This is a genomic window from Chitinophaga sp. CB10 (genome assembly GCA_001870995.2).
In the GTDB taxonomy this organism is placed as follows: domain Bacteria; phylum Bacteroidota; class Bacteroidia; order Chitinophagales; family Chitinophagaceae; genus Chitinophaga.
The window spans coordinates 582,631-595,567 of the sequence record MLAV02000001.1; the positions used below are offsets into that span (position 1 = coordinate 582,631).

Here is a 12,937-nt window from a genome sequence, read left to right on the forward strand (position 1 = left end):
ATAACTTTGAACAATGAAAAATTACTTCGCTACAATCCTGTTGGGACTAACGATATGCTCCGCCGGCGCGCAGGCGCAGCAGCGGCAATCGCCCAACATCATCCTGTTCCTCGTGGATGATATGGGATGGATGGACAACTCCGTTCCCTTTAGCGGCGCCAAACTCACGCTCAACCAGCGTTACCGCACGCCTAATATGGAAAGGCTGGCGGCGCAGGGCGTCCTCTTCTCCAACGCATACGCTACCCCCGTTTGCACCCCCAGCAGGGTCAGCCTGATGACGGGGATGAACGCCGCGCACCACGGCGTCACCAACTGGACCTCGCCCGTTAAAAATAAAAATACAGATGCGCCGGACAGCCTGTTCAGTCCTGCCCCCTGGAATGTAAACGGGCTGAGTCCACGCCAGGGCGATTCCGCCACCGTATATGCGGCCACGTATCCGCAACTCCTGAAAGCAGCCGGATACTACACCATTCACGTGGGTAAAGGCCACTGGGGCCCCATGGGCATGCCTGGCGCCAACCCCCTGAACCTGGGCTTCGAGGTGAATATTTCCGGCCATGCCGCCGGCCATCCGCAAAGCTACCTGAGCGAAGAGCATTACGGTAACCTGCCGGGAAAGAACAGTGTACAATCGGTACCGGACCTGGAAGAATATTACGATTCGGGCGACTTCCTCACGGAAGCGCTTACTAAAGAAGCTATCAAGGCCATGGCTACGCCCATTGCCCGCCGCCAGCCTTTCTACCTGAACCTGGCGCATTATGCCGTGCATGATCCTATCACCGCGGACCCGCGTTTTTACCAGCAATATAAAGACGCCGGGCTCAATGCCGCAGAAGCAAAATATGCGTCCATGATCGAGGGCATGGATAAGAGCCTGGGTGATATTATGGACTACCTGGAACGGCAACACGTTGCTGGCAACACCATCATCATTTTCATGAGCGATAACGGGGGCCTCAGCCTCAACCCGCCCCGTGGCGGTGCGGCGCATTCCCAGAACCTCCCGCTCAAAGCCGGCAAAGGCTCCGTATATGAAGGCGGCATCCGCGAGCCGATGCTCGTGAAGTGGCCGGCGGTAACCAAGCCCGGCGCCGTATGCAGCCAGCCTTTGATCATAGAAGATTTTTTCCCCACCATACTGGAAATGGCCGGGGTAAAAAAATATAATACCCCGCAGGAAGTAGATGGTAAATCATTTGTGCCACTGCTGCGCAACCCCGCGCAGGACCAGCCGGAACGGGCGCTGGTATGGCATTACCCGGACAAATGGATTCCCAAAGGCGGCCCAGGCATCAACTACCACAGCGCTATCCGCAAAGGCAGGTGGAAGCTCGTGTACAACATGCGTACCGGCGCAAAGGAACTCTACGACCTCGCTACCGATATCGGGGAAGTCAATAACCTGGCGGCAAAACAACCGGCCAAAGTGGATGAACTGGCGAAGCTCCTCTCTGATCAGTTACGCCGCTGGAAAGCGCCGATGCCGGTGATTACGGCTACCGGGGAGCCGGTGAGGATGCCGGACGAACTGGTACAGGTGTATAAAATGAAATAAAAAAAAGGATGGTCTGATGGCCATCCTTTTTTTATCGTATAATCGTTCACGTTATATCCTGCGCATACTATTTTTTTGGGCGTATTAGCAGAACTGAATTTCTTTTGTATCTTAGCTATATTGTTTTATACCCCATAACCCCATGTACATGAAAATTTTAAAGAATGACAGCGTGGCTGTCAGCAGATCCAATGTATGGCATGCGCCTAAATCCGCCGCTAATAAAAAAGTTGAGATCAATCCCGGATGGGATATATCCGGCGCTAAGTTCAGGGTGCCCGGTACGGCAAGCTTTGCAGAGATGAAAAGCAGGAAGGTGGAGCTAAGCGAAGAGGTATTGAAGGACAGCCTGGCCGTACTCCTCGAACGTATGGCCACAGAAGGGCAGTTAAACCTCGGCAGTCAATCGGAGGAACTGGCCCGGGCCGTGTACCCTGATGATAAAGGCATTCTCCTCGATGCCTATAATGAACTCCTTAACACTAAAGAAAAAGCGGCGCCGGATCTCTCCCGGAAACAACTGGAAAAACTGATCAAAAGTAAGGTGGAAGCCAACCAGCTGAACTATGGCGCGGTGGTTGCACACCTGCTGAAAAAAGTTTTCCCGGGTAATGGCAAAATGGATATGGATGCGCTGATGGATTTGTTGAAAGTCCGCAACCAGTCCACCATCTACGAATCCGTGCTGAAAGCCAGGTCCCGCCTCAGCGGCGGCGATGCGGGTAAAATGAAATCCGCCCTCAGCAAAGCGGAAGACCTCTGCAAACAGTCCGCCGAATCTACGGATATGCTCAAGGATGTTTTCGGCGGGCAGGCAGCGCAAGCCGCCGTTATCTACAAAGCCATCGGCGAAAAATTAAAACACCTGCGCCAGCAGGCGGATACGAATATTACCGTGGACTATAACGGAGATGCCGCGCAGATGGGCGTTAGCGCCTATGCGCTGTTCAATAAACAAAGCATTCACCTGCTGGCGGATGTGGCCAGCCAAAAGGACCAGGTGGAAAGCCTCATGACGCTGATCCACGAAGCCGCGCACCTGGTCAGCAGGGATATTGACGACCTGGGATATTACACAGCGCCGGGTTTTGTAACTGCGTCGGAAACAGTGAAGATCAATAATGCCGCACACTTTGAAGAAGTGCCGCGGCGCCTCTTAAAGGAAAGCCTGTACAAAGGCCTGAAATTCGTGCCCAAAGCCGCTTCCTCCGGCGGGCAAATGGATACGGAAAATATCCGGGAAGAGGTCAGCAAAACGCTGGACCGGCTGTGGAAGAAGTCCGCCGACGTGCATGATATCCTCGCCACCATCCGCCTGCAGCAAGCTGAAAAAGATAATTCCAAAATGGAAAAGTATAAAGGCAAGCTGAAATATTTTTCCGAAGGCCTGGGCTTAACCCTGCATCAGCAACGCAACAGCGAGCCGGTGATCACTGGCCTGGACCTCGCATTGATAGAAGGCATCGCGCATGCTTTCCATCTGCTGAATGCCAAAGCGGGTACCATGCCTGTTATTCAAAACAGCGATATGTCCAAATACGAAATCGTAAAGGCGACGATCCTGCACGCGATGAACGAACAGCGGCTGCCTTTCAGCGATCCGCAGAAAAACAGGGCCTTATTCAGCTGGTTTGATTACAACCTGGGCGAAATTACCTCCATGAACGCCGATGTGGTGATGGGCGGTCCTGCAAAAAAATAAATGCGCGCGCTGCTTACCCGATAAGTTTCGTAACTTAGGAGAGTTGTTATATACCCCATTACCCCAAATCCTAACCACATGACTACTCATCAAAGTAAGCAGCGCGCTGCCTTTTCCGGTACCAAAAGTGCGGCTGCCCACGCGAAGCCGTCATTTCAGCCGGACGATACCCGGAAGATCGCGCTGCCGGCCGCTATGAAGGCGCACCTGCCGGCGGTGATGACTGCCTCCAATCCTAAGTTCAGGCTGCCGGAATTTTCCAGCGTTAAATCCACCTATACGGATAAAAAGCTCAAGATAGGGGAGGCCACCCTGCAAGACCGCGTTACGCGGCTCCTGGAACGCATGGCAGCGGAAAAACGCCTGAAAAGTAAGGACCCCGTACCGGTTATCATCAAAAAAATATTCCCTTCCCCCGGCGTGATGGACGAAGCCGCTTTTAATGACGCGCTGGACATCAGCAAGCGGTCCGTTATTTACAAGTCCATCGCCGATTCTCATACTACCGTGGAAGCCAAGGTGGACAAGCCCAAGCTGGATACCGCCATGTCCGAATCGGAAAAGCTCTGCGCCAACGCGGCCAAGAATGCGGCCGGACTGACGGAGGTCTTTGGCTCCAAGGACAAGCAGGCGCAGGCTTTCTACGGGAAAATAGAAAAGAAGCTGCAGGATGTGCGGAAGGATATGGATAAGTTTGTGACGACGGATTATAACCTGGACGACCGCGAAGTGGGCCTGGGTGGTTACGCCTATTTCCCTACGCAGGAAATCCACCTGCTCACACAGGTGGCGCAGGTGACGGACCCGGTGAAAACGAAGATCACCCTGATCCACGAATGTGCGCACCTGGCCGATTCCTCGATCGATGACCAGCATTACTATACCGATCATGGCTTTGAAGCCGTGCCGGAAAGCGAAAAAATCACCAACGCCGCTCACTTCGAAGAGCTGCCCCGCCGGGAGCTGAAGGTCAGCAACTTCCCCGGTACTATGAAACCCGGCGTGATGAAGGGAGGCGCGGCGGCCACCCGGGAGGATAATGTAAGAGCGGCTGCCGGCAAGCACCTGCGCAAGGCCTGGGATGCGGCCGTGGATACCTTCACGCTGATCAGGGGCGTGAGGAAAGAAGTCATGGCCGGCAACGACATGCCTTTTAAAACCCATCAGGCGCTCCTGGAAACTATCTCCAGGCTGGAAGATTTAACGATCCATGAGCAGGCGAAGAAAGCCAGGACAGTGACGGATCTGGACATGACGATCGCCGAAAGTATCGCGCACAGCTTTAGTGTGCTGCGGCATACGATTCACGGCGTCCCGTTTCCCGCCCCGGGAAAGTTGACGGACGATCAGCTGAAAGACGAATTGGTAGCGCAAACCATCAAAAAGGAAAATAATCTCCTGAAAGACCCCGCAAGGGATAAGAAACTGACCGACTGGATGGTGGCCCATTACCGCACACTTCCATCTGCTTAAACTCCCTGTTATGGCTGCTACCATTAGGTTTGCCGGGTACGAGTACCCGCTGGATACCACGGAGATCCGGCTGGCAAATGTGTACCCTGTTGATTTTACCCCGCTGTCGAAATTAAAACAGCTCAAGGAACTCACGGTTATTCAGTCGGATCCCCATAGTAGTGTGTTTGATCGTGGGGAGATATCCTTGCAGGGCCTCGAAACGCTGGCGGCCCTGGAAAAAATTTCGCTGGGCTACCTGCCGGTGCAGGATATCCGCGCTATTGCCGGCTTGCAGCAGTTGCAGTTCCTCGACCTGGGCAATACGCAGGTAAGCGATTTATCCGCCCTGGCCGGCCTCGTGCATCTGCGAACGCTGATCCTGCGCAGTACGCCGGTGAATGACATCAGGCCCCTTGCCCCGCTCGCGGCCCTGGAAGACCTGGATATATCACACACACAGGTAAGCGATTTGTGGCCGTTAAAAAATTTTTTATTACTGGAGAGATTTAATTTCGCTGGTACGCCAGTACACGATATCACACCGCTGGCAGCACTGAGAATGCTGAAATCAATAACCTTTCATGATACGCAGATAAGTTCCCTGGAAACCCTGAGCCATATGCCCTTTTTCAGGCAGGCAACTTCCATGGACCTGAGCGGCACGGCGATTACCGATTTGACCGGCATTACCGCTGCGGTGAAATTGCAGGAGCTGGGCATTTATAATACCAACATCAGGGATGTTTCCCCGCTGGTGGATTTGCCATCGTTAGGAGTGCTACGTATAAATACGGAACAGATACCACGGGAACAGGTAGAACTACTGGAGCGCAGGCAACCTCCGGTGCAGGTATTACAGTTCTAACGGGAATGGGCATACGATTTTATAACGCTATAATCCAATGCCCTGTTACATTTCCGGAGATATTTGTTATTTATCTCAAGTTGGTTAAAAATTATTTTTTTAAGTGAATTCTTTTTTCCTAAATTTGAATTCAATTGTAACCTCAAATAAATGTAACCTCAAAAGTTTGGTTTTTCTTCAGGATTATTTTTTGACACATTAAACTGGATCAATTATCTCTACTGAAAATATAGTGGTCTTAACCGGCTACAGGACTTGTTTTTGTCAGAATGTAATGACTATGCTGGTTTAAGGAGAAGTGTGTCAAAGTCTGAGCGTCTGGACTTGTTTGTTAATGGAAATGTTCAACCCCAAATGTTTCATTTCCTCCTTAGGTGTTATGGATTGTGCTGATTATTTGGCTATCACGGATGTGATGTCAAAAGCGGATTAGTCGGCTGTGGCCTTGTTGCGCTGTAATAAGCGCTGCATGCCGGCAGTAGCAATATGGCCTGTAAACAGGCTGCAGGCAGTGGTTTGCGCGGCCGTTGGGGCCAGGCGCAATCATTGTAAGAGGCGTGCTATGCACTGCCACGCAGGTTCGCTGTTGTCATTGCTTTCAACTGATGGGTACTTTTTAATTCTGATTTCATGATACGTACTGCATTAGAGTTTATCCGGAAAGAACTGGAAAACTACATCGTAGAGAGGGAACAGGACCCGGCCTATAGTCCGGGAAACGTCGTAGAGCTGAAGCCCCTGGCGCAACCGGGCGGCAATATAAACCTGGATGATAACATGCATATCACCATCATGCTGGTGGGCGTGGAAGAGCTGCGCCGCGAAGGTAAGCGCCCTTTCTTTGTGCCGGCGGATGAAAAGAATTTCTTCCGGCTGCAACCCCCGCTGGAGCTGGAGCTGACGCTGCTGGTCGTGGCCAATTACAAGCACTATGAAACTTCCCTGCGCGACCTTACAGATGTGGCGGCATTCTTCCAGGCCAACCCCGTATTTGATCAGCAGCATTATCCCGGCCTGAACGAAGGCGCTAAAACGCCGGACACAAAGCCATGGCAGCTGATAGACCGGCTTAGTTTCCGCTTACTCAGCCTGACCTTCGAACAGCAGAATAACCTCTGGAGCATGCTGGGCTCCAAATACCTCCCCAATATCGTGTACAAAATGAGCCTGCTGAACGTATTCGAAACACGCGGCAAGGATAAGAGCGCCGGTATTGGTGAAGTGAATTACACAGAAAATTAATCTGCCATGAGTGGTTTACAGACAAAATATAATCCCCTGTTCGCTGTTACCGTGCGGCAGCTGTATTACGACAATAAGGTGTTGGCACGTTACAGGTCTGAACCACAACCTGATTTTAAAATAGTGCCCACTGCCGAAACCTTGCAACTCTTCCGGCAGATGGACCTGGTGTTCAAACCTGCGCCAACAACAGGAGGTTTTGCCGTGTATGCCAGGGTAGGAGAGCAGACCGGCGGAGGCGTGTACCCGCTGCGCTACAAGCCCGCGAAATATGCGAAGCTCTCCTTCTGGCTCGTGACGGCCAATCCGGCCCTGCTCATTTTTAACGACCTGCCCCTGCAACCCGGTTCCGGTATGTACTACTATTTCAGCAACCGGAGGACGGACAATGCAGCGCCCCGCAACGATCTGCACATCAGCGTGGCAGCCGGCGGCGTAAAGGGCGCGAACGACCTGGTTCGGTTTAACGGTAGCGGTTATACGTACCAGTCGGCCTCCGTAGTAAACCCCGGCGATGCCAGCGTGATACACCGCCTGAGCGGCGCTTCCCTGGAACCGAAAACGATTATCAACGACTCCGCCGGCTCCAAACTCCTGTTTGACCTGTCCGCCTTCAAAAGCGGGGTATGTGAGCTGATCATCAGCGGCAGCACGAAAGAGCAATTCTACTATGCGCCGGAACCGCCGGCAGCCAATGTTTTCGGCCTGGTGGAGATAGACCTCTCCGCCACCGTACCGGCCAACTACCGGGTAGTGGAACCTGACCTGACGCTTACGCCGCCCGCCCCGGTATTCAGCCTGGAATTTCCGAAGCGGAAAACAACCTGGCGCTATACCGTGGCCCTTACGCCAAACAGCCCGCTCTACCTGGAAATGGCAGCCCTGAGCGCGCCGGATAAAGCGGACTTCCTCAACCGGTTGAACGTGGTTACAAACGATACGGCCATCAAATTCAAAAAAGGGAATGTGAGCGATACAGCCATTGAATTTGTTTCGCTCAGCCCCATCGCATTGCAGGAAGTATATATCTCCGGTTCCAGTACTGAGCATGACCGCCTGGGACTGGCCCTGAAAAAATACATCGGCAACCCCGGGGAAGCCACCGTAAAGGCTGACCTGCCGTATCCGCCGCTGACCGGCGTCAACAACCTTCAAGCCCCCAATATTTATTCAGACATATTTCTAACACTTTAACTTTTTGAAAATGGCAACTTATAGTTCCCCAGGTGTTTATGTAGAAGAAATATCACTGCTCGCTCCTTCCATTGCTGAGGTACAAAGTGCCGTTCCGGCATTTATCGGCTACACCGAAAAGGCAAAGCAGCTGGCAGATGATGACCTCCTGAAAGTAGCGACGCCCATTAACAGCTGGGCCGATTATGTGCAGCTGTATGGCGGCCCGGACAAGGAGGCAGCCGCTAACATCACCATAGCGGTGGATGAAATCCGCCCTGCTGCCGTGACCACCGGCTACAAGGTAACCATCACCCCTAAGACCGATTCCATGAGCAAATTCCTGCTCTACTATGCCGTGAAGCATTACTTTGCCAACGGCGGCGGCAGGTGCTACATCGTGTCCGTAGGCTATTATGACGACGGTATCAAGGAAACCGATCTCACAGATGGGTTAAACCTGGTCGGCCTCGAAGATGAACCTACCCTGCTGGTAATACCGGAAGCAGTGCGGCTAAGCGACGGGGATTACAAAAAAGTAGTGGGCGGTATGCTTATGCAGGCCTCCACCACGAAGGATAGGTTTGCCATCCTTGATACGCGTACTTCCACCGTGCCTAAAACCACGACTTCCATCGGCACGGATGTGAAAACAGTGTATGACAGCACGCCATCCGATAATGAAATCCTCCGCTATGGCGCGGCTTATTATCCCTTCCTGGAAACGGTGTACACCTACGCGTTCGACTTCCCGGCACTGACCCTCACCACGCATACCATTGCGGGAGGAGCGCCCGGCGGGGAAGATAAAACCGGTAAAACCATGCAGCAGCTTCAAAGCAGCGCTTCAGCCATGTATAACGCCATTGTCGCAGAATACGGCAAATACCATGTGGTAGTGCCGCCGTCCGGCGCGGTAGCTGGCGCCTATGCGCGGGTGGATAATAGTCGCGGTGTTTGGAAAGCCCCGGCCAACGTAGGCCTGCTGGATGTGGTGAAACCCCAGGTGCCGGTATCCCGTAATGAACAAGGCCTGATTAATATCAACGCGGAAAACGGCAAGTCCATCGACGCCATCCTCAGCATCCCCGGCTCCGGGACCGTCATCATGGGCGCCCGTACCCTGGACGGTAACAGCAATGAATGGAAGTACGTGAATGTACGCCGCTTCTTCAGCGTGGTGGAAGAGTCCATCCAGAAGTCAACCCGCTGGGTGGTATTCGAACCCAATACCGCCGCCACCTGGATCAAGGTGCAGTCCATGATCGAAAACTTCCTCTTCCTGAAATGGAGAGACGGCGCACTGGCCGGCGCGAAACCGGAACAGGCCTACTTCGTGAATGTAGGACTCGGCAAAACCATGACGGCCACAGACGTCCTCGAAGGCCGCCTCATCGTGGAAATAGGTATGGCAGTAGCCCGTCCTGCGGAATTCATCATCCTGCGCTTTGAACAAAAACTGCAATCCTCCTGATGGGATGCCTGATCAAAACTTTTTAATCATCTTCTAAAAACAATACAATGGCAAACTATCCATTACCGGTCTTCCATTTTTCAGTTTCCTGGGGCGGCGATAACATTGGATTCTCCGAAGTAAGCGGGCTTTCGCAGGAATTACAGTCTATCGATTACCGAGATGGCCTGATGAGTGGCGCCACCTTGCCACTGAAAAGACCAGGTTTGAAAAAGGCCGGCAACATTACGCTGAAAAGAGGTATCACCGCCGCTAACAATGAACTCTACCTCTGGCTCAATAACAACGGGCAGCCAAATGTAGAGCGCCGCGACCTCGTGATTTCCCTGCTCAACGATGAAGGTAACCCGGTATTTGTATGGACGATCATCCAGGCATGGCCGGTGAAAGTGGACGGCCCCGGCCTGAAGGCCACCGGCAACGAGATTGCGATCGAGTCCATCGACCTGGCCCATGAAGGAATCACCCTTAAAACTGCCTGATAATGCCTACCTATTATCCGCCGGCAGGCTTCCACTTTAAAGTGGAGTTTGTGGGTGTCGACGGCGCTGATGCGGATACGGAGCAACGCTTCCAGGAAGTGAGTGGACTCAACTTCGAAATTGAAACCGAAGAGTTGAAGGAAGGCGGGGAAAACCGCTTTGTGTACAAACTTCCTAAAAGAGCCAAATACAGTAACCTCATTCTCAAAAGAGGATTGCTGAAAGGCAGCGCGCTGCTCAAATGGTTTAAGTCGGCCATGAACACCTACTTCACGGTGGTAGTGTACGACTTCAAACCGGCCGACATCGTGGTGACCCTGTTGGATGAAGCGGGGGAGCCTGCCGCCATCTGGAACATCGTGCAGGCTTACCCGGTATCCTGGAAAACTTCCGACTTCAGGGCCACAGAAAACAGTATCGTCATTGAAACACTGGAAATGGCCTATCAGTATTTCGAACGAAAAATGTAAGCAACATGCCTGTACAAATAAATGAAGTGGTAATCAGAACGGTAATTGAAACGCCGGCAGCCAGCTCGGGAAACGGGTCCGTGACCATCTCGCCCCCGCCCACCGCGGCGGACGCTTCGCTGGTTGAAAAAGTGCTGGAAATCATCAGGGAAAAAAATGAAAGATAATGGACACTCAAAGTGCGGCAAAACTGCCTTTTAATCTGAAGATCATTCCCGTCAGCGATAAGCTGATCCCCATGGGGCCTCCCTTCCTGGCAATGTTCAACCCGGATTCACTCGCCATCAAGGAGGACGTGGAATGGATCTCTTCCACAGCCCCCGGGCGGTCCACCTCGGATCAGAAATACCAGCGTACCAAGGCCCGCTCCTTTTCGCTGGACCTGATGATCGATGGTACGGGCGTAAATACCAACGGGGTGAAAATTCCCGTAACGGCGCAGATCATGCTGTTTCGCGCAGCTACCACTTCCATGCGGGGCATCCTGCATAAGCCGGCCTCCCTGCTGGTGCAATATGGTACCTTCATCTGTAACTGCGTACTGAACTCCAGTACGGTTACCTACACCATGTTCGACCTAACAGGGCTGCCTATACGCGCAAAGATCAACGCCACCTTCACGGAGCGAACGCCGGAAGCCCTGGGCAGTATCGTGAGCATGCTGTCGTCCCCGGACCTGACGCACCGCCGCATGGTGGAAGAGGGCGATCTCCTGCCGCTGATGACCTACCAGGTCTACAACAACCAGCACTATTACCTGCAGGTAGCGAAGCATAACAGGCTGAAGAACTTCAGGAAGCTGGTACCCGGTACTACGCTGGTATTCCCGCCGTTGGGCAAAAAATAACATCTTAAACCAGAACAAAGCATGTTAGACAGTCTTCCTCCCGGAACGCAGCAGGACACCAACCTGGTATCGTACAAAGTCCTGATCAACGGCAGCCCGCTGAGCAACGAAATACTGCTGACGCAGATCATCGTCAACAAGTCTTTCAACAAGATCGCTTCCGCAAAAGTAGTACTGCTGGATGGCTCCCTGTCCGACAGGGATTTTCCGCTCAGCGCGGAATCCTTGTTCAAACCGGGCAACGAAATCACCATACAGCTGGGCTACCAGGGAAATGTAGATACCGTTTTCGAAGGCATCATCGTAAAACATGGCATCAAAGCTTTGCAACAGGGGCACCCCGTGCTTTTGCTGGAAGCAAAGGACAAAGCGGTGAAGCTGACCATGGCCCGGAAAAACAGGTATTTCATCAATAAAACGGACAAGGAAGCGATCGAAGAGCTGGCAGGCGCATTGCAGCCGGAGGTGGACAGCACCACGGTAGCGCATAAACAGTTGGTACAGTTTGACGCCACGGACTGGGATTTCCTGCTCACCCGCGCGGAAGCCAACGGCATGCTGGTTTTTACGGACGATGGTAAGCTCTTCGTCAAAAAACCGGATACCGGTTCCAGCGCGGTAGCTACTGCCACCTACGGGGATAATATCTATGAATTTGAAGCCGAGATGGATGCCCGCCGGCAGGTAACCGCCGTAAGCAGCCAATCCTGGGACTTCGCCAAACAGGAAGTGGAAACTTCTGACAGTGGGCAGACCTCCTTTACGGATAATGGTAATACCTCCGCACAGGAACTGGCAGGCGTGCTCGAAGCTTCACTCTTACTGAATCACTCCGGCCATCTCACGCAGGAGCAGTTGCAGGACTGGAGCAACGCGTATGCAATGCGCAACCGGTTGTCGAAAATAACTGGCCGGGTGCGGCTCGAAGGCAACGCTGCCATTAAGCCCGGCAGCATCCTCACTTTGGATGGAGTAGGGGACCGCTTCAACGGCGATGTATTCGTAACCGGGGTACTGCACCAGTTCGATGGCAACTGGCATTCGGATGTGCAGTTTGGCTGGCAGGACGATTGGTTTTACAAAAAGGAAAACGTGATGGATAAACCTGCCTCCGGTCTGCTGCCTGGCGTCAATGGCCTGCAGATAGGCATCGTGCTGGATGTGGACGACCAGGAAGATGGAGGACAGTACCGCGTTAAAGTACATGTGCCATTGGTGAATACGGGAAATGAAGGCATATGGGCGCGGGTGGCCACACTGGATGCAGGGCCCGACCGGGGCGTGTACTTCCGCCCGCAGCCGCAGGATGAAGTGATACTGGGATTTTTGAACGATGATCCCAGGGAAGCGGTGATCCTAGGATGCCTCCACAGTAAGGACAACCACAAGTCCCCGCTCCCGCAGCAACAGGGCGCAGCCCAATACGGCATCGTAACGAAGGAAAAAGTCAGCCTCATCTTTGACGACACCAATAAACGGCTGACCATGTCCGTGAAAACGGGTTCCGGTGAGAAGTCAGTGGTGTTGAATAACGACTCCGGCGCATTGGAGATCAGGGATGAGCATCAGAACAAAATCAGCATGGACAGCAGCGGCATCACCATCCAGGCCGGAGCCGGCAACGTAACCATCAAAGGTGTACAGGTATTAATCAATTAAATGC

General features: G+C 52.9%; 12 protein-coding genes. All 12 read left to right on the forward strand.

Annotated features, from left to right (window positions below; genetic code table 11):
• Positions 1-13: 13 nt before the first annotated feature.
• The 12 genes from BOC67_RS02380 (at position 14) to vgrG (ending at position 12,933) form a co-directional block, all read left to right on the forward strand.
• Positions 14-1,564 (forward strand): sulfatase, encoded by a 1,551-nt coding sequence (locus BOC67_RS02380; RefSeq protein ID WP_291906796.1) that lies wholly within the window; start codon positions 14-16, stop codon positions 1,562-1,564.
• A gap of 148 nt (positions 1,565-1,712) precedes the next feature.
• Entirely contained in the window at positions 1,713-3,266 is a 1,554-nt protein-coding gene (locus tag BOC67_RS02385) for a hypothetical protein (RefSeq protein WP_291906799.1), read from the forward strand.
• A 78-nt stretch (positions 3,267-3,344) separates the two neighbouring features.
• Complete coding sequence (locus BOC67_RS02390) at positions 3,345-4,739, forward strand: hypothetical protein (RefSeq protein ID WP_291906802.1); 1,395 nt, start codon at positions 3,345-3,347, stop codon at positions 4,737-4,739.
• A 10-nt stretch (positions 4,740-4,749) separates the two neighbouring features.
• Positions 4,750-5,586: a hypothetical protein gene (locus BOC67_RS02395; protein WP_291906804.1), complete on the forward strand. Its 837-nt coding sequence runs from the start codon at positions 4,750-4,752 to the stop codon at positions 5,584-5,586.
• A 630-nt stretch (positions 5,587-6,216) separates the two neighbouring features.
• Positions 6,217-6,828 carry a Pvc16 family protein gene (locus tag BOC67_RS02400; protein ID WP_291906806.1) on the forward strand — a complete coding sequence of 204 codons (612 nt, stop codon included), beginning with the start codon at positions 6,217-6,219 and terminating at the stop codon, positions 6,826-6,828.
• A 6-nt stretch (positions 6,829-6,834) separates the two neighbouring features.
• Entirely contained in the window at positions 6,835-8,022 is a 1,188-nt protein-coding gene (locus BOC67_RS02405) for a hypothetical protein (protein WP_291906808.1), read from the forward strand.
• Between the two features lie 10 nt (positions 8,023-8,032).
• A complete protein-coding gene (locus BOC67_RS02410; protein WP_291906811.1) occupies positions 8,033-9,475 on the forward strand; it encodes a phage tail sheath C-terminal domain-containing protein in 1,443 nt (480 codons plus the stop codon).
• 47 nt (positions 9,476-9,522) lie between these two features.
• Positions 9,523-9,957 carry a phage tail protein gene (locus BOC67_RS02415; RefSeq protein ID WP_291906814.1) on the forward strand — a complete coding sequence of 145 codons (435 nt, stop codon included), beginning with the start codon at positions 9,523-9,525 and terminating at the stop codon, positions 9,955-9,957.
• A gap of 2 nt (positions 9,958-9,959) precedes the next feature.
• Complete coding sequence (locus BOC67_RS02420) at positions 9,960-10,427, forward strand: phage tail protein (RefSeq protein WP_291906817.1); 468 nt, start codon at positions 9,960-9,962, stop codon at positions 10,425-10,427.
• 5 nt (positions 10,428-10,432) lie between these two features.
• Positions 10,433-10,594, forward strand: a complete 162-nt coding sequence (locus BOC67_RS02425; RefSeq protein WP_291906819.1) for a DUF5908 family protein — start codon at positions 10,433-10,435, stop codon at positions 10,592-10,594.
• Positions 10,594-11,274 carry a hypothetical protein gene (locus tag BOC67_RS02430; protein ID WP_291906822.1) on the forward strand — a complete coding sequence of 227 codons (681 nt, stop codon included), beginning with the start codon at positions 10,594-10,596 and terminating at the stop codon, positions 11,272-11,274. Before BOC67_RS02425 ends, BOC67_RS02430 begins: the two co-directional genes overlap by 1 nt.
• A gap of 21 nt (positions 11,275-11,295) precedes the next feature.
• On the forward strand, positions 11,296-12,933 hold the full coding sequence (gene vgrG, locus BOC67_RS02435; RefSeq protein WP_291906824.1) for a type VI secretion system tip protein VgrG: 1,638 nt from the start codon (positions 11,296-11,298) through the stop codon (positions 12,931-12,933).
• Positions 12,934-12,937 lie beyond the last annotated feature (4 nt).

Bases quoted from the DNA above. Each gene is read 5' to 3' on its own strand.
- BOC67_RS02425 (WP_291906819.1), top strand. From the start codon at position 10,433: ATGCCTGTACAAATAAATGAAGTGGTAATCAGAACGGTAATTGAAACG.
- BOC67_RS02400 (WP_291906806.1), top strand. From the start codon at position 6,217: ATGATACGTACTGCATTAGAGTTTATCCGGAAAGAACTGGAAAACTAC.
- BOC67_RS02380 (WP_291906796.1), top strand. From the start codon at position 14: ATGAAAAATTACTTCGCTACAATCCTGTTGGGACTAACGATATGCTCC.
- BOC67_RS02415 (WP_291906814.1), top strand. From the start codon at position 9,523: ATGGCAAACTATCCATTACCGGTCTTCCATTTTTCAGTTTCCTGGGGC.
- BOC67_RS02405 (WP_291906808.1), top strand. From the start codon at position 6,835: ATGAGTGGTTTACAGACAAAATATAATCCCCTGTTCGCTGTTACCGTG.
- BOC67_RS02395 (WP_291906804.1), top strand. From the start codon at position 4,750: ATGGCTGCTACCATTAGGTTTGCCGGGTACGAGTACCCGCTGGATACC.
- BOC67_RS02410 (WP_291906811.1), top strand. From the start codon at position 8,033: ATGGCAACTTATAGTTCCCCAGGTGTTTATGTAGAAGAAATATCACTG.
- BOC67_RS02385 (WP_291906799.1), top strand. From the start codon at position 1,713: ATGAAAATTTTAAAGAATGACAGCGTGGCTGTCAGCAGATCCAATGTA.
- BOC67_RS02390 (WP_291906802.1), top strand. From the start codon at position 3,345: ATGACTACTCATCAAAGTAAGCAGCGCGCTGCCTTTTCCGGTACCAAA.
- vgrG (WP_291906824.1), top strand. From the start codon at position 11,296: ATGTTAGACAGTCTTCCTCCCGGAACGCAGCAGGACACCAACCTGGTA.
- BOC67_RS02420 (WP_291906817.1), top strand. From the start codon at position 9,960: ATGCCTACCTATTATCCGCCGGCAGGCTTCCACTTTAAAGTGGAGTTT.
- BOC67_RS02430 (WP_291906822.1), top strand. From the start codon at position 10,594: ATGGACACTCAAAGTGCGGCAAAACTGCCTTTTAATCTGAAGATCATT.